The organism is Caproicibacter sp. BJN0012 (assembly GCF_035986805.1).
In the GTDB taxonomy this organism is placed as follows: Bacteria; Bacillota; Clostridia; order Oscillospirales; family Acutalibacteraceae; genus Caproicibacter.
Genome location: NZ_CP142518.1, coordinates 3,459,337 through 3,480,406 on the forward strand (window position 1 = coordinate 3,459,337; position 21,070 = coordinate 3,480,406).

General features: G+C 53.9%; 23 protein-coding genes. 8 read left to right on the forward strand and 15 right to left on the reverse strand.

All coding sequences use genetic code 11. The annotated features are described in order from the left end of the window. Positions 1–33: 33 nt before the first annotated feature. From VA597_RS17070 to VA597_RS17105, 8 genes are all read right to left on the reverse strand, one after another. Complete coding sequence (locus tag VA597_RS17070; RefSeq protein WP_128744076.1) at positions 34–456, reverse strand: CBS domain-containing protein; 423 nt, start codon at positions 454–456, stop codon at positions 34–36. Positions 457–530: 74 nt separating this feature from the next. Beyond that, positions 531–989: a hypothetical protein gene (locus VA597_RS17075; protein WP_128744077.1), complete on the reverse strand. Its 459-nt coding sequence runs from the start codon at positions 987–989 to the stop codon at positions 531–533. Between the two features lie 259 nt (positions 990–1,248). Next, a complete protein-coding gene (locus tag VA597_RS17080) occupies positions 1,249–1,584 on the reverse strand; it encodes a hypothetical protein (RefSeq protein ID WP_128744078.1) in 336 nt (111 codons plus the stop codon). 21 nt (positions 1,585–1,605) lie between these two features. Continuing rightward, on the reverse strand, positions 1,606–2,217 hold the full coding sequence (locus VA597_RS17085; protein ID WP_326974896.1) for a hypothetical protein: 612 nt from the start codon (positions 2,215–2,217) through the stop codon (positions 1,606–1,608). A 432-nt stretch (positions 2,218–2,649) separates the two neighbouring features. Beyond that, positions 2,650–3,159, reverse strand: a complete 510-nt coding sequence (locus VA597_RS17090) for a hypothetical protein (protein WP_128744080.1) — start codon at positions 3,157–3,159, stop codon at positions 2,650–2,652. 61 nt (positions 3,160–3,220) lie between these two features. Then, the gene (locus tag VA597_RS17095; protein WP_128744081.1) at positions 3,221–3,901 is read right to left on the reverse strand and encodes a hypothetical protein; all 681 of its coding nucleotides are present in this window, start codon (positions 3,899–3,901) and stop codon (positions 3,221–3,223) included. Between the two features lie 106 nt (positions 3,902–4,007). Continuing rightward, complete coding sequence (locus VA597_RS17100) at positions 4,008–5,123, reverse strand: C10 family peptidase (protein WP_128744082.1); 1,116 nt, start codon at positions 5,121–5,123, stop codon at positions 4,008–4,010. Positions 5,124–5,495: 372 nt separating this feature from the next. Continuing rightward, positions 5,496–6,275, reverse strand: a complete 780-nt coding sequence (locus VA597_RS17105) for a helix-turn-helix domain-containing protein (protein WP_128744083.1) — start codon at positions 6,273–6,275, stop codon at positions 5,496–5,498. 249 nt (positions 6,276–6,524) lie between these two features. On the opposite strand from VA597_RS17105, the gene VA597_RS17110 reads away from it, so the two are divergent. Then, on the forward strand, positions 6,525–7,928 hold the full coding sequence (locus tag VA597_RS17110) for a S1C family serine protease (RefSeq protein ID WP_243112557.1): 1,404 nt from the start codon (positions 6,525–6,527) through the stop codon (positions 7,926–7,928). A gap of 181 nt (positions 7,929–8,109) precedes the next feature. On the opposite strand, the gene tnpA is transcribed toward VA597_RS17110, so the two are convergent. The 5 genes from tnpA to VA597_RS17135 form a co-directional block, all read right to left on the reverse strand. Then, positions 8,110–8,580, reverse strand: coding sequence for an IS200/IS605 family transposase (gene tnpA / locus VA597_RS17115; protein WP_128742696.1), 471 nt, complete (start codon positions 8,578–8,580; stop codon positions 8,110–8,112). Positions 8,581–8,791: 211 nt separating this feature from the next. Beyond that, on the reverse strand, positions 8,792–9,271 hold the full coding sequence (locus tag VA597_RS17120) for a hypothetical protein (RefSeq protein ID WP_128744084.1): 480 nt from the start codon (positions 9,269–9,271) through the stop codon (positions 8,792–8,794). Positions 9,272–9,293: 22 nt separating this feature from the next. Further along, positions 9,294–10,577 carry a competence/damage-inducible protein A gene (locus VA597_RS17125; protein WP_128744085.1) on the reverse strand — a complete coding sequence of 428 codons (1,284 nt, stop codon included), beginning with the start codon at positions 10,575–10,577 and terminating at the stop codon, positions 9,294–9,296. Between the two features lie 16 nt (positions 10,578–10,593). Next, positions 10,594–11,772: a tRNA uracil 4-sulfurtransferase ThiI gene (thiI, locus tag VA597_RS17130; protein ID WP_128744086.1), complete on the reverse strand. Its 1,179-nt coding sequence runs from the start codon at positions 11,770–11,772 to the stop codon at positions 10,594–10,596. Positions 11,773–11,785: 13 nt separating this feature from the next. Next, positions 11,786–12,925, reverse strand: a complete 1,140-nt coding sequence (locus VA597_RS17135; RefSeq protein WP_128744087.1) for a cysteine desulfurase family protein — start codon at positions 12,923–12,925, stop codon at positions 11,786–11,788. A gap of 237 nt (positions 12,926–13,162) precedes the next feature. On the opposite strand from VA597_RS17135, the gene VA597_RS17140 reads away from it, so the two are divergent. The 7 genes from VA597_RS17140 to VA597_RS17170 all read left to right on the forward strand — a co-directional run bounded on the left by VA597_RS17140 (position 13,163) and on the right by VA597_RS17170 (position 19,210). After that, positions 13,163–13,510 carry a hypothetical protein gene (locus VA597_RS17140; protein ID WP_128744088.1) on the forward strand — a complete coding sequence of 116 codons (348 nt, stop codon included), beginning with the start codon at positions 13,163–13,165 and terminating at the stop codon, positions 13,508–13,510. 28 nt (positions 13,511–13,538) lie between these two features. After that, positions 13,539–15,083 carry an ABC transporter substrate-binding protein gene (locus tag VA597_RS17145; RefSeq protein ID WP_128744089.1) on the forward strand — a complete coding sequence of 515 codons (1,545 nt, stop codon included), beginning with the start codon at positions 13,539–13,541 and terminating at the stop codon, positions 15,081–15,083. Between the two features lie 29 nt (positions 15,084–15,112). Beyond that, positions 15,113–16,057, forward strand: a complete 945-nt coding sequence (locus VA597_RS17150) for an ABC transporter permease (RefSeq protein ID WP_128744090.1) — start codon at positions 15,113–15,115, stop codon at positions 16,055–16,057. A gap of 14 nt (positions 16,058–16,071) precedes the next feature. After that, positions 16,072–16,848: an ABC transporter permease gene (locus VA597_RS17155; RefSeq protein ID WP_243112558.1), complete on the forward strand. Its 777-nt coding sequence runs from the start codon at positions 16,072–16,074 to the stop codon at positions 16,846–16,848. A gap of 137 nt (positions 16,849–16,985) precedes the next feature. After that, positions 16,986–17,654 (forward strand): GNAT family N-acetyltransferase, encoded by a 669-nt coding sequence (locus VA597_RS17160; RefSeq protein WP_164919115.1) that lies wholly within the window; start codon positions 16,986–16,988, stop codon positions 17,652–17,654. Further along, the gene (locus tag VA597_RS17165) at positions 17,641–18,171 is read left to right on the forward strand and encodes an RNA polymerase sigma factor (protein ID WP_326974898.1); all 531 of its coding nucleotides are present in this window, start codon (positions 17,641–17,643) and stop codon (positions 18,169–18,171) included. Before VA597_RS17160 ends, VA597_RS17165 begins: the two co-directional genes overlap by 14 nt. Continuing rightward, positions 18,146–19,210: a DUF4179 domain-containing protein gene (locus VA597_RS17170; RefSeq protein WP_243112559.1), complete on the forward strand. Its 1,065-nt coding sequence runs from the start codon at positions 18,146–18,148 to the stop codon at positions 19,208–19,210. The genes VA597_RS17165 and VA597_RS17170 overlap by 26 nt, the downstream gene beginning before the upstream one ends. 34 nt (positions 19,211–19,244) lie before the next feature. Here VA597_RS17170 and pstA read toward each other — a convergent pair whose 3' ends face one another. Next, positions 19,245–20,132 (reverse strand): phosphate ABC transporter permease PstA, encoded by an 888-nt coding sequence (pstA, locus tag VA597_RS17175; protein WP_128744094.1) that lies wholly within the window; start codon positions 20,130–20,132, stop codon positions 19,245–19,247. Beyond that, entirely contained in the window at positions 20,129–21,013 is an 885-nt protein-coding gene (gene pstC / locus VA597_RS17180; RefSeq protein WP_128744095.1) for a phosphate ABC transporter permease subunit PstC, read from the reverse strand. Before pstC ends, pstA begins: the two co-directional genes overlap by 4 nt. Positions 21,014–21,070 lie beyond the last annotated feature (57 nt).

Below are 21,070 nucleotides of genomic sequence, written 5' to 3' on the forward strand. Positions count from 1 at the left end.
CTTTTTCTTGTGCTTCTCGGTCCCGCCCGGGTCTCATCCCTGGCCGCCCGGCTGCGAAATTCCGTTCAGAGCCTGTCCCGCGCTGCCCTGCGAGTCCTGCGAAACGGAAATATCACCCAGCGCGACGATGCCGACCAGCTGGTTCTGCTCAACAACCGGCAGACGGCGGATCTGCTGTTCGCTCATGATCTTCGCGGCCTCCCGCACGTCCATTTCCGGATTCCCCAGCACCGGATTGGAACTCATCACTTCCGAAACTTTCCGGTCCGAGCCCTGCTTCCGCGCGGTGGCACGGAGAGTGATATCCCGGTCCGTCACAATGCCGACGACCTGCTTCTGCCGGCAGACGGGAATTGACCCCACATGGTACTGCTTCATCAGCTGCGCCGCCTGTTCGATGGTATCTTCGGAACCGACACAGGCGACATCCTTGGTCATAATATCCTTTACCTTCATATTGCTCCACCTCATCCGTAGCCTAACCGGAATTGGAACGATTATACAAAAGCATTGAAAGCCTATCTAATATTTTAAGACGCCCATATATTCTGAACTAAATAGATCAAAGACAATTTTTTGTCAAATAAGATATATATTTTAGTTTGCCGATCAGATTTCTTAAAAACTTTCCATTGATAATCATGGGAGAAGTCTGGATATCTTTGTGTATCTACTTTTAATGTTTTAAGGATTGTAATGATCTGCTCCTGAATCTCCGTATTTTTTTGTGAAGACATTCCTTTTAAAACCAATGCATCTTCCTGTGTATCTGTGCCTTTCAATGCGTAAATTTCATATGTTTCCCCATCGCCCGTTCCGCCGAATTCAGAAACGGAATATTGCTTTTTGAAATTGCTCGGTATGATTAAACCCCAAGTTTCCTGATACATTCTAGTATCTGCCGTAAAATACCCGTAAAGGAAAAATCCAAGTGGAATACCTAAAATGATCAAAAAAATGATGACGATCCCTCGGTTCGACTTTCGCATCACTCATTCCTCCGGATATTCCCTTTTTGTTTTGTATTAAGGTCCTCGCTATTGAAATCAGTCTATCATAGGACCTGTAAATTTTCCAAAATGATTTAAGAGCTTCTGCGGGCAAAAAGCAAAACAAGACTTCAGCGCCGGTGAAAATTTCCGGCGCTGAAAACCCGAAAGGAGTAACTTTAGAAACCCTATTGCTTTTCATATGTCTGGAACATCCGCGCGGTTATCTGTTCCGTGGTCTATCTTTCAAAGCAATCTACTAACCTTGCCGAAGCTCATATAGTTTAAATGTCGCAAATACAAAATATAAGCCTCCGGCTATTGCCAGAATCAATACTTTTAAAACGCCCCAATTTCCAGGAATTATATGCGACAATATAACCTGCAGGAAAACAAACCCTACATCACACAATACAATATAAGGTCTTTGCTTTCGCTGACTGTATTTCACATATTTGACAAGTTGAAGGACTCCAGAGACAACGGCAAAGCAAAGCCATAAATCATAAGTGGATTTTCCTCCTAATGCAATTCCGACGAAAGGAATTGGGAGTAAAAAATAAGTTATTCGTACAAATTCTTTTTGAGAGATCAATCCATTACCTCTTTCTTAATTTTACCACCTACCCTGAACGCCGTTGGGAAATCCGCCATCGAATTCTACACCAATATATACGCCTTCCCCATAGGTATGTGCCTGAATACAAAGATAACAAAAATTACTAATTGATGCAACACCTATTACGCCTAATACGGTTGTTATAGCAGTAGCGACAGGTCCCCCGGTCATAGTAGCAACCAAGTCCAAAGCCGCTATCATAGCTGTTGGTCCCGCAGAGGCTGCGGCAAGTAAAAGTGTATCAACATCGGACGCTGTGAAATAGATAACGGTTCCTTCAATAAAAACATTTGGCTGTATTTGAGAACCTGAATGATTATAATTTTTGTTAATCTCTTTTGAAGAGTCTATTATTTTATGCAGAAAAATCAGGTCAGAATTTGTAAAAGAGTATTTCTTTATTAGTTCTTCATCTGATAAACTTAACGCTAGGACATTATTTTCATCCAAACTAAATTCACTCAATATTTTACAATATTTTTGCAGAAATTGTTTTTCCGATTGACTCAAAGACTGGTTCAAATCAACAGTTAAACGCTTCTCAATAAGTTCTTGACTTTGAAAAGCATTTGTTCTCTCCGCCGCGAACGCGGGCACACAAACCGCCATGGACAGCGCGAAAACCAGAACCGGACTGACAGCCTTTTTCCAACTCCTTAACATTTTTGTTCCTCCCTTTTATTTTGGCCTATGGACGTACGAAAGAACTGCCGGGGGCAGGGGAACAAGTTCCTCTCTAAATCGTCCATCGGAGTCATCCTCTTCCTGAAACAAAAATTTATTTCGGATGCTGCGCAGCATGGAAATCAGTCTATCCTTGAACCTGTAATTTTTTCCTTCTACTTATATACCGTTTGAGAGCCCCGATTTGTTACACTTTTTTTAAAAAAAATTAAAAATTCTTTTGTAAAGGGGCTAAAGCAGGACAAAAAGGCCCGCTGCGGCTCAAAGCCGCAGCAGGCAAGTTCCTGAGACTCCATTATGCAAAAGCTCTAAAATTTTGCCGATCAGCCTAGATGCAGCCGGATCAGGCCTTTTCCCCTAATTATCCCAGCGGAAATAACAAATCCGGTTTTCCTTCGTATCGATGACCGCACCCGATATATGGCCGTATGCTTTATCCCAAAAGGACAGCGGCGCGACCGGCAGCTTTTTGTCGTTCTGGATTCGATAATAACCGCTTTCGGCGGACAGATATTGACGATAATAAGCCCTTGCGGCCTCGTCGGTGCTTCCGGCCAATTGTTCCAATAACCCGTCGACCAAATACGGCTTCATCGGAAGCCGTGACCAGTCCGCCATATTATTTTTACCGAGCGCCGTTTTCATTTCATCGGAGGACAGTTGAAACAGATCAAACAGATCGCCGTCCGTGAAACCGTAATCCTTCTTGCTGAACACAATCTCAGGCTTGCCCGGCACCTGAAACAGAAGATCATTCTGAAAATCGAGAATTCTCTGATCCGGCTTTGTCGAAAAATGATGCCATATGAGCAGTACGGAAGCCAGAAGCAGTACCCCTGTCAGCGACAAAACGATTTTTTTCCGCATGAAGAAACGCTCCTATCATACAAAGCGATCCGGACTTCCAGCGTGGGCAAGTTCCTGGAACTCAGAGACTGTCCGGACTCGAGAGCATCTGGTTCAAAGTATCCCATGACAAATTTGAATTTGTTTTAGAATAGGATTCCAAAAAATATACATAACCCAGATGCTTGAATTCCGCGCAGAAACAATACCGAAAAGCGTTTTCTTGGTAAGCACGATATTTCACCGTAATTCCGTTAATGACTTTGGCTGCCTTGCTTTTTCCTAAAAGACTTTCATATCCGGGATCTTTCTCTGAACCAACGATGGATGGGTCGTTGTCCCTGAAAAAGATAGTCAGATTAGCATAGTCGTCATCAACGTCAAACTGCTTCCCGCCGTAAAGCACTTGAGCGGACAACATACTCCACGTCTTCCTGTCATTGATATTTTTTCCCTTTTGATCTGCATATTCCAGAATAAATTCCGTATACGGCTTAGGGCTGTTCTGTTTCAACTCCAGCTTGTCAAGCAGCAAGTCTCCTCCAAACAGCTTTACAGCTTCGTCAATGGACGTGATGGTCGTATGCGTTTTATCCCAGTTTGGGTCCTGTCCATGGCCTTTATAGTTTCCAGTAAAAAGAGGGATGAGACATATTCCAACTACAGCCACGATTGCCATAAGCGCAATCGCATTTGGAATCATTTTTCTTATTTTAGACGGATCGCTCGTATTGGCTTTTTTGATTCTTCGTTGACTTTGCAACGACGATCCTCCCCTTTAAATTTTCATTAAATTCTTAATATATAAAATTATATGAGGACAAAGCTTTGACACCTTGCCCTCATTTCGGCCTTAATTAAATAAATAATTATGAAATGTTATATTGTGCATTGCTCCCAAAAATACTAGTACCATCTGGCAAAGAGCAGATATGAACTTCTGAACTACCATTCCAACCAAAATGACATATGAACGTATAATCTCCTGGATTTTCATCTTCATTATAGCCATATGCAACAACGGCATGATTTCCCGCGCCCTCCAAGTTACCAAAGAGAATTACTGGACGTTTATAATAATTCATTTCATTTATCATGCCACTAGTACCTACGTGCCAGCTTGCACTTTGTGGCAGACTGTTATTATAGCAAAAATCGTTGATTACCTTGGCAATATCCACAGCGTATGTTGATGCACCGTAACCATCATCCTTACCAACATCAATCAGGTCATTAGTTAATGTGGTGCTATTAACTGGTCTATCCCGAGAAGAAAGTTTAATCTTTCCGCGGCAATTATCCCAGTATTTTAAAATAAGGTTTGCAGCAACGTATCCGCAGTAGCCTCCACTAACATATCCGAATCCAGATTTGTGATTACGAAACCAAGTATAAGAATTAACCCAATGATTTTTTCCCGCGGATTGCAGTTGATTTGTTGGTGATTTAGAAGTCTTGCCATTCAAATAATCTGAAACTACTTTATTTGTCTGAGAGATCAGCGCTTTATTGATTTTTTGACAATCTTGAGCGGCTGCATCTGCATCCGAAATAATTGTTCCTAATATAGTATGTTTATAACTATTCCCGGATTTAACATAATAATATGTGGGTCCACCGTAATACAAATCAGCATTTAATCCTTCATATGGAGATTGAGATTGGACAGACGACTCAACAACAATGCCGGATTCCGGATGAATAATATAATAGCCAGCAGGACTACATTCAACTAGTTTATATTCATTTCCGGCAAAATCATGTAGAATCTTTGTATTGCTTACTGATATTTTTGCATTAGCTGCATCAATTTTTGTATCCACAAATGATTCTATCCGTTCTGTACCAGAGCTTTTTGCGTTATCAGATTCAGCCGCATAGGATGTTGCAGTAAGTGGTGAATCCGCGAAGGCGGGCACGCACACCATCATGGACAGCGCGAAAACCAGAACCGGACTGACAGCCTTTTTCCAACTCCTTAACATTTTTGTTCCTCCTTTTTATTTTCGGCCTATGGACGTACGAAAGAACTGCCGGGGGCAGGGGAACAAGTTCCCCTCTAAATCGTCCATCGGAGTCATCCTCTTCCTGAAACAAAAATTTATTTCGGATGCTGCGCAGCATGGAAATCAGTCTATCCTTGAACCTGTAATTTTTTTCCTCTACTGATATACCGTTTGAGACCCCCGATTTGTTACACCTTTTTTAGAAAAAAATAAAAATTCTTTTGTAAAGGGGCCGAAAACAGGACAAAAAGGCCCGCTGCGGCTCAAAGCCGCGGCAGACAAGTCCCTGGGAGCCATTTTGCAACAGCTATGATAAATCGCGTGTTCTGAGTGTAAAGACCGGGGCACAGGTCAGCCGAGCAAAGCGGTGAACAGGCGCAGCAGCGGACCCCACAGGCGAGGGTACTCCTCCCGGATCAGTTTCACTGCCTCCGGTGAGCGAAAGCCTCCCCGCCCGGCCTGTCGCAGAATGACGGTGCGCGCCCCCTCCGCCATATTCCCGACGGCGACGCGCCCTTTCGCGTACCCTCCCACGGCGATGTCCGAGGCAACCGCGCAGCCGCCGACGGCGTACTTTCCGACCGCGAGGCCGCCGATCGACAAAATCCCCGCGGCAAGCCCTCCCACAGCGACAGCGCCGGCGGCAATTCCGCCCACGGCAAGGAGCAGCCCCACGGAAAATCCTGCAAATGCAAGCAGGCCCAGCGCGACCCCGCCCAGGGAAATCAGCCCGGCCGCCACCCCGCCGACAGAAACCAAGCCGACGGCTACATTCCCGACCGCCACGATCCCTTTTGCCCGGTAGATTTTCCCCCTGCCCAGATTGACGTGCACCAGAGGAATCCCCAGCAGTTCCCGTTCGCTCCTGTATTCATAATGCCGGCAGGCGTACCGTTCGTTTCTTCCCTCGGCCGTTTGACCGGATCGGCGGCTTTCATCGCCCCGGACCAAATCGTCCAGGCTGACTTCGAAGAAATCGCCCAGCGCGATCAGCTTTTCCGTTTCCGGCACGGACTGTCCTGATTCCCATTTGGAAACCGCCTGTCTTGACACTCCCAGTTCCTGTGCAAGACTTTCCTGGGACATTCCCCTTTTCTTTCTCAGTTCCTGCAGTCTTTCGGGAAACCTCATTCCATCGCCTCCTTTTCCCATCATACCGCAAACGGACGCCGGTTTCCACCACGGCCGGCTTGAAGTTTGTCAACCCGCGGTTGCGCCGGGCTTTTTTGCCCTTACAGGGGGGCCGAATCGCCAAAAAAGCTCAACTATTCCCTTAACATAAATTTCTCTTTTTATTCATAAAAATATCAATTAGTTATCATACCTTTTTCACAGTCATCCGCGATAATAATACCAAACCACTCAGAAAGGATGATCGTCATGAGGAATCCATTCAGAAAAGACCGCGAAGACGATTCCAATCTCTCTTCCAATACGAATTACGGCGCCGATTATCGCAGTGACTGGAAGGATTCTTCCGAGCAGCCCAACCAAACCGTTTGGCAGGGCGACTGTTACCACTCCTATCGCTCTCCCGGGACACCCACCCCGCAGAACGGCTATCAGGAGGAGCCCTCTCCCACAGTAACCGTTATGGAGAAAGCCCCGAAAAAGCGAAAAAAACATATTTTGAGAAATGTGCTTGCCGGCCTGGCGGCGTGTCTGGTCGTTTCCGCCAGCTCCATTACAGGTTTCGCCTACCTCATCAATACCGGTACCATCAAAATGAATTCCGGCAGTTCTTCGCCGGCCTTTACCATCGTGAAGGACAGCGCCTCCAGCAAGGTCAGCACAACCAATACGGGCACGTCCGGGGCCCTGACGCTGGAGCAGGTCGCAAGCAAGGTCGTCCCATCGGTGGTCTGCATTCAGAATTACCAGGTAAATCAAAGCAACGCCTACGCCGCAGGCGGCTTTGGCTCCAGTGACAAGACCAGCGAGGTTTCGCCCGCGAGCGAAGGCAGCGGGATCATCGCGACCAGCGACGGCTATATCATTACCAACGCGCACGTGGTGGACAGCGCCTCTTCGCTGAAGGTGATCCTCTCCACCGGTAAAACCTATCAGGCAAAACTGGTCGGCAGCGACAGCGTCACGGATCTTGCGGTCATCAAGATTGACGCGACGGGCCTCACAGCTGCGGAATTCGGTTCCAGCGGCGACCTTCAGGTGGCGGACCAGGTTATGGCGGTCGGCAATCCGGGCGGCCTGGAATTCAACTCCACCGTCACCATCGGCTATGTATCTGCCCTGAACCGTGAAATCTCGAATACCGAAACCGGCTACACCATGAAATGCATCCAGACCGACGCGGCTATCAACCCCGGCAACTCCGGCGGCGCGCTGGTCAACATGAAGGGGCAGGTCGTCGGGATCAACTCCTCCAAAATCGTCGCCACCGGCTATGAGGGGCTCGGGTTCTCTCTTCCGATCAACGAGGCCCAGCCGATCATCAGCGACCTGAAGCAGTACGGCTATGTGAAGGACCGCGCGGTGCTCGGAATCTCCGGCCAGTTTATCGACAGCATGACCTCCCGCTTTTACGGCCTTCCGGAAGGCATGTACGTTTCCTCCATCTCCAGCTCGGCGGTCACCAGCGCGGGCATCCAGAAGGGCGACGTCATTACGAAGATCGACGGAACCGCCGTGACCAGCCTGAATGTGGTCACCTCTGAAATTGCCAAGAAGAAACCCGGCGAAACCGTAACCCTCAGCGTGACGAGAGCGCTGACCGGGCAGACCTTTACAGCCACCGTCAAGTTGGCGCAAGCCACCGGCTCCTGAGTCCTCCCGGTCCGGCAGGCCGGTCACCCCCCGATATATTTTTGCCGAATCAAAACCACGCGTTGAACGCGTGGTATGCACAAGCCCTGAAAGGGCATAGTACTGGCGCGCGTCTCAAGACGCACTGAAATAGGTTACCAACCGCATTACTTTTACAGGCCGCCGCTAAAGCGGCCTTCTTTTATGCCTTTGATTCCTTGCTACCCGTAAACGGGTCAATATACTCTTTGAAACTTATTTGATCTGAGGCAATATCTTCCTGCAATTGATTTTTGATATATTCTTCAATTGCTTTCTTGTTACGACCCACTGTGTCTACAAAATAGCCACGGCACCAAAAATGTCGCGTTCCATACTTATACTTCAAATTTGCATGCCTATCGAATATCATCAGGCTGTTCTTTCCTTTGAGATAGCCCATGAATTGTGCCACACTGAGATTCGGCGGAATGCTTACCGGCATGTGAATGTGGTCTGGACACGCCTCAGCTTCGAGGATTTCCACTCCCTTCTGCTCACACAGCTTCCTTAAAATCTTGCCTATATCTGCTTTTATCTGCCCATATATTTCTCTTCTGCGATATTTTGGAGCAAATACAATATGATACTGGCATCTCCACTTTGAATGTGATAAACTTTGTATGTCTTTCATGACAAAATCTCCTTTTGTTGGTAATGCGGTTGGCAAACCTGCATCTATTCTAACAAAAGGAGATTTTCTTGTATCTAAAGATTCTTATCCCACCAGCAAAGCTGGTGGTTCTTTGCGCTGAAGCTGCAAAAGACGCGCCCTGACCGGCTGAAAAGCCGTTTCAGGGCGCGTTTCCCGTTTCCGTACATCCTCTGGGCAAACATCCTTCCAGTTAATCCTTGGGATGTGCCCCGGAATATTGAAAGTCCATTCTCACGGGGGCCGGAATTTCTCCGCTCAGCCCGAATTTCGGCTTCAGCCGTCCGAACGCGGCCGGCAGCATTTCCAGAATCTCGCCGGGATCGTCAGGAAGAATCAAAATCGCCCTGTCGGCGCTTTCCACCAGGTACCCCGTCGATTCACGGCCGGGCAGACGCAGCACCCCTGCCGGCTCCCCGTCTTCGCCGGTCGGAACGCGGAGCGTGCGGAACAATGGTGCGGAGCAGGCCGGGCGCCCTCCCGCGGCCTCGCTGACAGTGAAAACCACCGCGTTTTTTTTCAGCAGTTCCGCCATGCCCGGGTTCAGCCGGTTTTCCAGCGTGCAGACCCGAACCTCCGCAAGGGCCAGAGAAAACCAGCCGGCGGCCCGGCGGATGGTCTTTTCACAGACGGATGTCCGCCTGGAACAGTAAAACAAAAGGCCAGCGTCCATTTTCATTTCCTCCCGGGTCGTTTCAGCCGGCCTTATGCTCGTTGGAATAAGCCGGCTTTTCCTCGCCTCCCAGTCCACACAGGCTGCGGCGGAGCATGTCCAGCGCGTTGGATGCCGCCAGACTGCGCAGGTAATCGCGCCCGCGGTAACGGCCGGCGGGCTTCATTGCGCGGATCTTGACGCCGTCCGCGCCGCAGAGGGCCAGATAGACCAGGCCGACCGGCTTTTCCTCCGTGCCGCCGCCCGGTCCGGCGATCCCCGTGATGCCGATCCCATAGTCCGCGCCGGAGCGCTCCCGCACGCCGCGCGCCATCGCTTCCGCCGTCTGCGGGCTGACCGCGCCGTATTGCCGCAGGGTTTCCTCCGGCACGCCGAGAAGCATCGTCTTACTTTCGTTCGCGTAGGTGACGCATCCCATGTGAAACACGTCGGAGGCACCCGGAATGTCGGTGATCCGCTTCGCCAGCAGCCCCCCCGTGCAGGATTCCGCCGCCGCGACCGTCTTTCCCTGCGCCGCGAGCTCCCGGACGACCGCCTCCTCCAGGCTTTCCACGTCCACGCCGTAAACGAACGCGCCGAGGCGATTTTTCAGTTCCTCCACCACCGGCGCGCACATTGTTTCGGCGGTCCCTTCGTCCGCAGCCCGCGCGGTGACGCGCACGAACATTTCGCCCTCTTTTGCGTAAGTGGCCGCCGTCGGGTTCGGGCGGGCACACAGGTCGTCGATCTGCTCCGCCACATATCCCTCGCCCAGTCCGAATACATGGACCATATGCGACACGATCGCGGCGTTTTCCCCTTGCGCCAGGTAGGGCATCGCGCAGTTTTTCAGCATGGGGATCAGTTCGAACGGCGGGCCGGGGAGCATGGCGACCCGTTTTCCCCCATCTGTTTCAAAACCGCAGCCCGGCGCGGTGCCGCAGTCGTTTGGGAATACGGTGCAGCCCTCCGGCAGCATCGCCTGCTTTTTCTGCGTCTCCCCCAGCACGCGCCCCCTGAAATACTGCTCGATACGCCGGAGGCTCTCTTCGTGCATCACGAGTTTCTTTCCCGCGGCCGCAGCGACGGTTTCCTTCGTCAGATCGTCCCCCGTCGGGCCGAGCCCTCCGGTGGTAATCAGGACATCGCTGCGCGACAGCGCAAGCTCCACGGCGGCTTTCAGGCGTTCCGGATTGTCCCCGACCGTGCAGGAGTACAGCAGGTTGATCCCCGCCGCGGACAGTTCCCGCGCGACGTAGGAGGTATCGGTGTTGACCGTGTGGCCGAGCAGAAGCTCGGTTCCCACGGAAATGATTTCAGCATTCATGGATTTGTTTCTCCTTTTATTCCACTGGCAGAATCAGCGCCTTCCTGGCATGAGCGACGCACTCTTCGATCAGCGCGCCGCAGTCCAGCGCCTCCTCCGCCCGCTCGACAAATTTCAGCGCGGGCTTTGTTCTGGGATGCTTCGGCGTAAATACCGTGCAGCAATCCTCATACGGCAGAATCGACAGCTCGTAGGTGTCGATTCTGTTTGCAGTCTCGACGATTTCCCGCTTGTCCATGCCGATCAGAGGACGGAACACCGGCATGTGCGCCGCGGCGTCGGTGCAGACGATCGCCTCAAGCGTCTGGCTGGCGACCTGCCCCAGGCTCTCCCCGGTGATCAGCGCGCCGCAGCCCTCGTCCCGCGCGATCCTTTCGGCGCAGCGCATCATCAGGCGGCGCATCAGGACGGTGAACAGCTCCTCCGGGCAGTTCGCCATGATCTGCTCCTGCACCTTCGCGAACGGCACGGTAAACATCGTGATCCGCCCCGCCCAGGCCCCGACCTTAGCGAGCAGGTCCTTCACCTTCTGCTCCGCGCGCTCGCTGGTGTAGGGCGGGCTGGCAAAATGCACGGCGGTCAGTTCCACGCCGCGCCGCGCCATCATCCAGGCGGCGACGGGACTGTCGATCCCCCCGCTGATCAGGACCGCGGCCCTGCCGCCCGTCCCGACGGGGATCCCCCCCGCGCCCCGCTCCGCGTTCCCGTGAACATAGGCGGCGGTATCCCGGACCTCGATCCGGACCGTGTAATCCGGGCGGTTCACGTCCACTTTCAGATGCGGGAACTGAGACAGGAGGTATTCTCCGGCCACATTGCAGATCTGAGGCGAATTGAGCGGAAACTTCTTGTCGGAGCGCTTGCTTTCCACCTTGAAGGTGCGCGCGCCGAAGAGCGGCCCCCGCAGATAGTCCGCGGCGGCGCGCAGGATCGCGTCCATGTCCTTCTCCACCTCGCACGCGCGGGACAGCGCGGCGACGCCGAACACCTTTGAGAGCCGCTCCTGCGCGGCGAACAGATCGGCGCCGTCATGGAGCGGCGAGACATAAATCGTGGACTGGCGCTCCCGCACGTCGAACGCGCCGAGGCCGTCGAGCCGGCGGCGGATGTTGCGGAGCAGCGTTTCCTCAAAACTGTGGCGGTTCAGTCCCTTCAGGACCACTTCCCCAAGCTTTAACAGGATGATTTCTTTCATACGCGTTCACGCGTCAGAGCGGGCGGCGGGTCAGGACCGAAAGGCCCTCCCTCAGCACACCGGCAAAGACGTCGATTTCCTCCTTTGTGTTATAGCGGGAAAAGCTAAGCCGCAGCGCGGAAGCGATGCGTTCCCTCGGCAGGCCCATGGCGGAAAGCACATGGCTCGCCCGCCCCTTGGCGCAGGCGGAGCCGGAAGACACGAAAATTCCATGGTCGGACAGAAAATGCAGCATGGTTTCCGCACGCACGCCCAAAGCCGACAGATTCAGGATATAGGGCAGCGCGTCGGGCGCGGAATTGAACTCGATTCCCCCGATTTTTTGGAGCTCCCCCCGGCAGTAGGAATTCAGTTCCTTCATTGCGCGCAGCTCGGCCTGAACGTCCGGCAGGGCGCCGGCCGCCGCGCCGAATCCGGCGATCAGCGGCATGGCCTCCGTGCCGGGACGGACGTCTTTCTCCTGTCCGCCTCCGAAAACGCGCGGCTCCAGGTGGACGCCGCGGCGGACATACAGGGCCCCGACTCCCTTCGGGCCGTGAATTTTATGGGCGCTCACGCTGAGGAGGTCGATCCCCGCCCTGCGGGGGTTCAGCGGGAGCTTGCCGAACGCCTGCACCGCGTCGGCGTGAACCAGCGCGGGCGCGCCCGCGCTGCGGACGGCCTGCGCCGCCGCTTCCACGGGCAGAATGCTGCCCACCTCGTTGTTTACGCACATCAGGCTGACGAGAACCGTCTTTTCGTCCACCGCGCCGCGGATCTGCTCCGCCGTGATGCGGCCGAAGGGGTCGGGCTTCAGATAAGTGACCTCGTATCCCTCCTGCTCCAGCCGCCTCATCACGTTCAGAACGGAGGGATGCTCGATCTGTGTCGTGACGATATGGTTCCCTCTTCTGCGGAGCGCATGCGCCGCGCCGAACAGCGCCAGGTTATTGCTCTCCGTCCCTCCGGATGTGAAATATATTTCCTCTTTTTCCGCGCCGAGCCGGGCCGCGACCGCCGTCCGGGCCTCGTCCATCGCGCGCTCGGCCCGAAAGCCTAGCGAGTGCAGGGACGACGGATTGCCGTAGTTTTCCGTCATGGTCTCCATCACCTTTTCGGCAGACGCGCGGCAGACGCGGGTTGTGGAGGAATTGTCGAAATAAAGTTCGCTCAAGTACAGGAACCTCCATCCAGTTATTTCTCAATTATTATACACCCTGTCCTCCTTCCGGGCAATGGTTTCCTGACCCTCTGCTCAGGGCCGGTCTTCGCCTTATAACGTAATCCTCCATAATTTTTCAAGAAAAATTGATTAAAAATTGATTTTTTATTGACAAAATAGCGATTCACGTTTATCATAGTAAAAAAATGACGGAGTAATCCGGCGGTGTTACGAAGAAGGAGAAAAAAGGTGCGCAACAGGATTGCACACAAAATGGCGCTCCTCCGTCCCGCGGGATTTTCCGGATATGGTTACGGCACGTTGGTTTCCCTCTCAGGATATGATCTTTATTTTCTTTATATTTTTGCCATAAATAATACCGCAGTCCGGGTCAATTGTGCAGCTCTAAGCGGATCTCGCCGTGTCCGCCGGGGGCGCTTGCGCCCGGAGTGTGGTTTTTTTATGCCGAAGGGGAAAAAAGTGCCTCGATTTCCGTTTATGTTATGCGCTCCCGGATTTCAGGGATCGGAAAAAGAGCAAATCCGCGGAGATTTTCAAAACGGAGGAATGTTCCGTCATTTTTCGTACAAGATTTGAATACAATCCGTTTGATAAGGAGACAGTTATGAACAAGAATTTTATCCGGAAGATTGTATCCGCCGTAGCGGCGGCAGCCATCCTGCTGCCGCTTGCGGCCTGCGGATCGGGCGGCGGAGAATCCTCTTCGTCCTCCTCCGCGCAGTCCTCTCAGCCTTCCGGCGGCGAATTTGTCTTCGGCATGCAGACTCAGCCCGACCATCTGGATCCGTTCCTTGCCACAACGGCCGACACGCGCAGCATCCTGTTCAATCTTTTCGAGGGACTCGTCAAACCGGACAAGGACGGAAATCTGATTCCGGCCGTGGCGGAAAGCTGCACCATGTCCGACGACGCGCTGAGCTATACCTTCAAGATCCGCAAGGGCATCAAATTCCATAACGGAAAAGACGTTACCGCCGAGGACGTAAAATACTCGCTCGACACCGCCGCGGGGCTTTCCGGCGGCAAAGCGCTGGTCGCGGACCTCACGAACATGAAGTCGGTTGAAATAAACGACGCGTCGACCGTAACCCTTCACCTGAAACAGGCGGACTACGAATTCCTGCCCTACCTGACCTGCGCGATCATCCCGAAGGACTACAAGGAGCAGGACACCCATCCCATCGGCACCGGGCCGTTTGAATTCGAGTCCTATACGCCCCAGCAGTCGCTGGTGCTGAAAAAAAATCCCGATTACTGGCAGAAAGACCTGCCGAAGCTGGACAAAGTTACTTTTAAACTGGAAACCGACTCCAACGCCCTCCTGATGGATCTGCAGGGCGGCAGCGTCGACGGCGCCAGCATTGCCAACAACGTCGCTTCCCAAGTCGGCAAAGGGTTTCAGTTGATCCAGTCGAACTCCAATTCGGTCCAGCTTCTCGGCCTGAACAACGCCAAAAAGCCGTTCGACAACGTTAAAGTGCGGCAGGCCGTCAGCTACGCCATCAGCCCGGATGAGATCATCAGCACCGTGAACGACGGCAAGGCGGTCCGCGCGGGCACGCCGGTCATCCCCGGCCTGAAGAAGTATTTCGACTCCGGCCTGACGCACGCCTACGATCAGAACACGGAGAAGGCGAAACAGCTCCTCTCCGAGGCGGGCTACGCGAACGGCTTTGCCATGACCATCACGGTTCCGTCGAACTATACCGTCCACGTGGACACCGCGCAGGTGATCGTCAGCGAACTGAAAAAAGCCGGCATCACGGCCCAGATCAAGCAGGTGGATTTCGCCACCTGGCTCAGCGAGACTTACACCCAGCGCAATTACGAGGCGACCATCATCTCGGTGGACGGCACGACGCTCTCGCCCCGCAGTTACCTCGGCCGTTATGTTTCCGGCGCCTCCAACAATTTCGTGAACTATAAGAGCGGCGAATTCGATTCCGTTTACAAGCAGGCGGAGAACGAGCCGAGCGAGGACAAGCGCGTGCAGCTGTACAAGCAGGCGCAGGAGATTCTTTCAAAGGACGCGGCGAGCGTCTATATTCAGGACATTGCGAACCTGAACGTGCTGAAGGACGGTCTTTCCGGCTTTACGCCCTACCCGCTGTACGTGTTCGACGCCTCCGTGATCCAACGCACGAAGTAAGAGCTTTTTACAGGAAGACAGGTACCGCAATGAAGTTTTACCTGAAAAAACTGCTGACGCTGCTTTTGACGATGGTTCTGGTTTCCCTGATGGCTTTCGCCGCGTTCAACCTGATCCCGGGCGACCCGGCGCAGCTGATTCTCGGTACCCAGGCGACCCCCGCGGCTCTGGCCGAACTGCACCAGAAGCTGGGGCTTGACAAAAGCATGCCTGAGCGCTACGCCGGGTGGCTCTGGAGCCTTCTGCACGGCGATATGGGCACCTCGCTCCAGTACTCCCGGCCGGTTGCGGAGCTGATCGGGAGCCGGCTTCCGGTCACGGCGGCTCTCGCGCTGCTGGCGCTTCTGATGATCTTCACGGTTTCCGTTCCGGTCGGCGTGCTTACGGCGCAGAAGCGAGGCACGCCGCTGGGGCGCCTCCTGGATTCCGTCACCATGCTGAACATCTCCATGCCGGGCTTTTTCCTCGGCATCCTGTTCATTTGGGTTTTCGGGCTTGTCCTCCGTTTCTTTTCTCCGGGGGGCTACGTTTCCTGGGAAGACGATCCCGCCGGATTCCTGCGCTACATGATTTTCCCCTCGCTGGCCGTCGCCCTGCCGAACATCGCGGTCTCTTCCAAGTTCCTGCGCTCCGCGCTGGTCGAGGAATCGCACGCCGACTATGTCCGCACCGCGGTCAGCAAGGGGCTTTCCAGACATATCATTTTATACCGGCACATGCTGAAAAATGCGCTGATCCCGTTTTTGACCCTTTCCGGCATGATGGTCGCCGAGATTTTTTCCGGAAGCATTCTGATTGAGCAGGTCTTCGGCATCCCCGGCGTGGGGCGGCTGCTGATTTCATCCATTCTGTCGCGCGATTTTCCGCTTCTGGAGTCGCTCGTCGTTTACATCGCGTTTCTTGTCGTGCTGGCGAATTTCGCGGCGGATCTGCTGCTGCAGGCCGCCGATCCGCGCATCCGGGTGAAGCCATGAGCCGCGGCCGCAGGTTGTCATTCCGAGTCGGGACAGTTCTGATCGGCCTTGTCTGCGCCGCTGCCCTGATCAGCTTTTTCTACACTCCGTACGACCCCTACGCCATCAACACAGCGCCGCACTTTCTTCCCCCTTCCCCTCAGCACTGGTTTGGAACCGACAACTTCGGCAGGGACAATTTTTCCCGCGCCGTCACGGGCGCGCGGTATTCCCTGTTCGTCGCCGCCGTCACGGTGGCTCTCAGCGGCCTTTGCGGCGTTGTTCTCGGGCTGCTCTCCGGCTATGCGGGCGGGCTGACGAACGAGGTGATTCTGCGGCTGACGGACGCGCTCTCTTCCTTTCCGGCCGTGCTGACGGCGCTGGTGGCCGTCACCGTGTTCAGCGGCGGCAAATTCGCCATCATCCCCGCGCTGGCCATCGCGTTCCTTCCCAGCTTTATCCGGCTGACGCGCAGCGGGACAATGCGCCTGAAAAATCTGGATTTCGTCCAGGCCGCCTATGTCTCCGGCGCCTCCCGGGCAAGGATCATGTTCCGGCATCTGCTGCCGAATCTGCTGCCCACGCTGATCCCGGCGGTGGTCATCGGACTTTCCAACGCGATTCTGGCGGAATCGGGCATGAGCTACCTCGGCCTGGGCATCCAGCCGCCGGTCCCAAGCTGGGGGCGGATGCTCTTCGAGGGGCAGACCTATCTGTTCAACGCCCCGTGGGAAACCCTTTCCGCCGGGCTGATGATGATCGTCACGGTGCTCGGGTTCCACTCTCTGGGAGAAAGCCTTGAGAAGAAATGACCTCCGGCCCGGAGTAAGCCTACGGCGGCCATTGTCGCGGTAAAGCCAATGATCGGTACGAAATGCCGGCGTTCCCGGAAGGATCGGGAACGCCGGCGCTTTTATCGGCAGAGCCGAAAGTGAAAGGAGCGAGAGAAATGATCGAAACCAAACGTCTGCTGTTAAAACCCGCAAGCCCGCTTCTCGTTCAGGAAGTTCTGGACTATTATCTCCGGAACCGGGATTTCCTCCGCCCGTTCGAACCGGAGCGCGCGCCGGAATTCTATACGCCTGAGCACCAGACTGACAGTCTGCGGCAACAAGGGGAAGCGGCGCAAAAGGGAGAATCGTTCTGTTATTACCTTTCTCTGCGGGAGCAGCCGGAACAAGTCCTCGGCAGCATCGCGCTGAATAACATCGTCAGGGGCTGCTTCCAGTCGTGTTTTCTCGGATACCGCCTGGATGAGAAAAATCAGCGCAAAGGCTATATGACGGAAGCCGTCGCCGCCGTGACCGATTACGCGTTCCGGGAACTGGGCCTGCACCGGATCGAGGGCAACGTCATGCCGCGCAATCAGGCTTCACTGCGCGTTCTGGAAAAAGCGGGATACCGGGAGGAAGGGCTGGCCTCTCTTATGAAACTGCCGTCATGCGGAGAGCTGATTTTTTACTCTCAGAGCGGGTTCCGTTCGGATTTGTGGTCGGCGGCCGCTAGATACCCGTCGGTAAAACCTGTCTGTGATTTATTTATGACTGGCGTGCTTTCCGGCACGCTAATTATTTTATTCATTTTTGTAGCATTTTCCGCACTTCATGGGTGTTTGTAGTAAAGGGGGGTGGATATTGAAGCCAGAGCCATTACGTCCGGATGATTGCGCAGAAAAAGTCATCAGGTTTTACGCCGATATGGTGTACCGCCTCGCTTATGCCCGGACAGGAACAAAATGCGATGCCGATGAAATATTTCAGGAAGTATTTTTGCGGTATATCAAAAAGCAGCCCGTATTTAATAATGAGGAACATCGCAAAGCATGGATGATCAGGGTCACAATCAACTGCTCCAATAAGTTATGGAATTCCGTATGGAAAAGGAAAGCCGAACCCCTGACGGACACAATGCCCTTCGAGACAAAACAGGATATGGATCTTTCCGACGAATTACAGCAACTGCCCCAAAAATACCGCGAGGTGATTCATTTGTTTTACTACGAGAATATGTCGCTTGAGGAGATCAGCCGCGCATTGAACCGGAAAAATTCCACGGTCAGGACACAGCTCACCCGAGCAAGAGCATTGCTCAGAAATATTCTGAAGGAGGATGATGATGTTCAGCGAGGAATATAGGCATATGATCGATCAGGTCCATCCAAACGACGAATTATTGTGCCATATTTTAGAATCAGCACACAGCGGCAAAGAAAAGAAGAGCAAAACGTCCGCCTCCTTTCGCAAGCCGGTAATCGCCGTCATAGCAGTTTGCATTTGTATGTCTCTTTCCGTTCCTGTACTCGCGGAAAAGGTGGAACCCGTCTATCAGCTGATGTATACCGTTTCCCCGGAGCTGGCCCAATTTTTTATGCCGGTACAAAAATCCGATGAAGACAACGGCATCAAAATGGAAGTTGCCTCAGCCTGTATTCGCGGCAACGCAGCCGATATTTATATCACGATGCAGGATTTAACCGGAGATCGCATCGACGGCACAACCGATTTGAACGACAGCTACTCCATCAACCGCCCGTTCAGCAGTTTGGCTTCCTGTCAGCGTGTCGGTTACGATCAAAAAACAAAAACCGCGACATTTTTGATTTCGATCACGGAATGGGGAAACCAAAAGATCGCGGGTGATAAAATCACTTTCTCCGTGGGAGAATTTATCAGCGGTAAAAAAGACTACGAGGACATTAGGGTCCCGGTCGATCTTTCGTCGGCCGCGACGGCAAAAAATATAAAAAAAGTAGATTCAACGGGAGGCAGCGGGAAGGACTATGAAAAATATATAGTGGAAGGCAAGACAACTGCGCTTACCCCCTCGCGGGCAATGGACGGATTCCCCGTCGAGGGAATCGAATTGACCGGCATCGGGTATATCGGCGGGAAACTCCATATCCAAACGGCGGTTTACGACAATTTGGACAAGGATAACCACGGCTATTTTTATTTAAAGGACGCGGACGGCAGCATCGTCGATCTTGACTACGCTTTCAGTTTCTTAAATCAATTTCAACAGCCGGGAAGAATCGACTATGACGAATGTGTCTTTGATGTTCCACAGAAAAAGATTGGAAATTACATTCTGTATGGAAGTTTTGTTACTTCGAGCATGCACACAGAAGGAAATTGGCGGGTAACATTTCCTTTGAAGCAAGCCGAAGCATCATAGCTTTGGGAAGCGCCTCATTTCAAGAAGGCGCCGCTCAGTCCCTGCCGCCGGTCATTTTCCGGTCCAGCCGGTGGCCGACCGCGCGCGCTCCGATGCTGAACACGAACACCATGAGGATCAGCGCCGCAGCGGATACGTCCGCCACCTGCGCCGCGTTCGGCGCGACCGCCTCCGTGCGGGAGGCCCATATCTGCAGGGCGAGCGTTTCGCCGGGACGGAACGGGTTGAACGGGCAGACGGGCGAAGAGAGCTTCCACCAGCGCGACCAGTTGATATCCGTGCTCATGCCCGCCGTGTACAGAAGCGCGGCGGCTTCGCCGAAGCCGCGCCCCGCGGCCAGAATGACCCCGGTGATGATGCGGGGCACGCAGCCGGGAAGCATGACGCGCAGAATCGTCTGGCGGTGCGTCGCGCCAAGGCCGAAGCTGCCCTCTTTCCAGGTCTTTGGAATCGCGCGGAGCGCATCCTCCGTCGTCGTTGTGATCAGCGGCAGGCTCAGGATCGAAACCGCGAGCGCGCCCGCCATCAGACTCCATTTGCCGTGTACCGCCACGACAAAGACAAGGTAGCCGAACAGGCCGACCACAATCGAGGGCAGGGAGGAAAGGGTCTCGATGCAGGTGCGGAGGAAACTGGTCAGCCTGCTCTTTTTTGCGTATTCCGCCATGTAAATGCCGGCGGCGACGCCGATCGGCACACTGATCAGCAGAGCGAGGAAGACCAGATAGACGGTATTAAAAAACTGGTTGCCGATTCCGTCCGCGTTAAAAGCCAGCAGGGAACTGTCAAATTCCATAATCCCCTTTCCCAGAATATACACGGTAAAGGCCGCGAGCAGCAGAAGGAAAAAGCCCGCCACACCGTACAGGACCACCGTCATGACGCGGTCCGCCAGGATCGCATTGCGATGCCGCTGTCTCATTGCTCACGCGCCTCCCTGGAAGAGATTCTTCGGACAATCAGGATGAATACAAACGAAATCAGCAGAAGCAGAAGCGCCATGGTCCACAGAGCGGTATTGTATTCGCCGCCCTCCGCCGCGCCCCCCATATCCGAGGCGATCGCCGCCGTCAGATTGTTGGTGGGCGAAAGGACGCCGTCCGGAAAAGCCAGCCGTTTGCCGATGACCATCGCGACCGCGAGCGCCTCGCCGAACGCGCGGGAAAGCCCCAGGATGACGCCGGTCAGCACGCCCGGGCGCGCCGCCGGAAGCAGCACGCGGCGGATGACCTGCCAGCGGGTGGAACCAAGGCCGTAAGCGGCCTCCCGGTACTGCTGCGGAACGTTGCGGATGGAATCGGCGGACACGCTCGTGATCGTCGGGAAGATCATGACCGCCAGCACGATTCCGCCCGCGAGAACGGAATATCCGTAGGGAAGGCGGAACAGATTCTGGATAAACGGGACCAGCACGGTCAGGCCGACCCAGCCGTAGACGACGGACGGAATGCCAACAAAAATCTCGACCGCGGGCTGAAGCAGCTTCTCGCTCAGACGGGGCGAAATGACCGCCATAAAAATCGCCGCGGCAAGGCTGAAGGGCGTTGCGATCAGCAGTGCCAGAAAGCAGATCGCCAGCGAACCGACAATGAAGATCGCCGCGCCGACCTGTCCCCCGCCCTTGAAATCGTCCGCAGGGTTCCAATTCGATGAAAACAGGAATTCCCACACGGAGTGTCCGTAGACCGTAAAAGTGCCGATCCCCCTGTAGCAAAGAAAGGCTCCGATGGAAAGCGTCAGCAGGATTAAAAACAGCCCGCACCCCGTGACCACCGCGCGCCACGCCGTCTCTTTTTTCTTCATAAACGAAAATCCCCCTGAAACGGGCGTAAGACCGAACGGATCTTCTCCGCCGGCCCG

Bases quoted from the DNA above. Each gene is read 5' to 3' on its own strand.
- VA597_RS17070 (WP_128744076.1), bottom strand. From the start codon at position 456: ATGAAGGTAAAGGATATTATGACCAAGGATGTCGCCTGTGTCGGTTCC.
- VA597_RS17075 (WP_128744077.1), bottom strand. From the start codon at position 989: ATGCGAAAGTCGAACCGAGGGATCGTCATCATTTTTTTGATCATTTTA.
- VA597_RS17085 (WP_326974896.1), bottom strand. From the start codon at position 2,217: ATGGCGGTTTGTGTGCCCGCGTTCGCGGCGGAGAGAACAAATGCTTTT.
- VA597_RS17090 (WP_128744080.1), bottom strand. From the start codon at position 3,159: ATGCGGAAAAAAATCGTTTTGTCGCTGACAGGGGTACTGCTTCTGGCT.
- VA597_RS17100 (WP_128744082.1), bottom strand. From the start codon at position 5,123: ATGTTAAGGAGTTGGAAAAAGGCTGTCAGTCCGGTTCTGGTTTTCGCG.
- VA597_RS17105 (WP_128744083.1), bottom strand. From the start codon at position 6,275: ATGAGGTTTCCCGAAAGACTGCAGGAACTGAGAAAGAAAAGGGGAATG.
- VA597_RS17110 (WP_243112557.1), top strand. From the start codon at position 6,525: ATGAGGAATCCATTCAGAAAAGACCGCGAAGACGATTCCAATCTCTCT.
- tnpA (WP_128742696.1), bottom strand. From the start codon at position 8,580: ATGAAAGACATACAAAGTTTATCACATTCAAAGTGGAGATGCCAGTAT.
- VA597_RS17120 (WP_128744084.1), bottom strand. From the start codon at position 9,271: ATGGACGCTGGCCTTTTGTTTTACTGTTCCAGGCGGACATCCGTCTGT.
- VA597_RS17125 (WP_128744085.1), bottom strand. From the start codon at position 10,577: ATGAATGCTGAAATCATTTCCGTGGGAACCGAGCTTCTGCTCGGCCAC.
- thiI (WP_128744086.1), bottom strand. From the start codon at position 11,772: ATGAAAGAAATCATCCTGTTAAAGCTTGGGGAAGTGGTCCTGAAGGGA.
- VA597_RS17145 (WP_128744089.1), top strand. From the start codon at position 13,539: ATGAACAAGAATTTTATCCGGAAGATTGTATCCGCCGTAGCGGCGGCA.
- VA597_RS17150 (WP_128744090.1), top strand. From the start codon at position 15,113: ATGAAGTTTTACCTGAAAAAACTGCTGACGCTGCTTTTGACGATGGTT.
- VA597_RS17160 (WP_164919115.1), top strand. From the start codon at position 16,986: ATGATCGAAACCAAACGTCTGCTGTTAAAACCCGCAAGCCCGCTTCTC.
- VA597_RS17165 (WP_326974898.1), top strand. From the start codon at position 17,641: ATGGGTGTTTGTAGTAAAGGGGGGTGGATATTGAAGCCAGAGCCATTA.
- VA597_RS17170 (WP_243112559.1), top strand. From the start codon at position 18,146: ATGATGATGTTCAGCGAGGAATATAGGCATATGATCGATCAGGTCCAT.
- pstA (WP_128744094.1), bottom strand. From the start codon at position 20,132: ATGAGACAGCGGCATCGCAATGCGATCCTGGCGGACCGCGTCATGACG.
- pstC (WP_128744095.1), bottom strand. From the start codon at position 21,013: ATGAAGAAAAAAGAGACGGCGTGGCGCGCGGTGGTCACGGGGTGCGGG.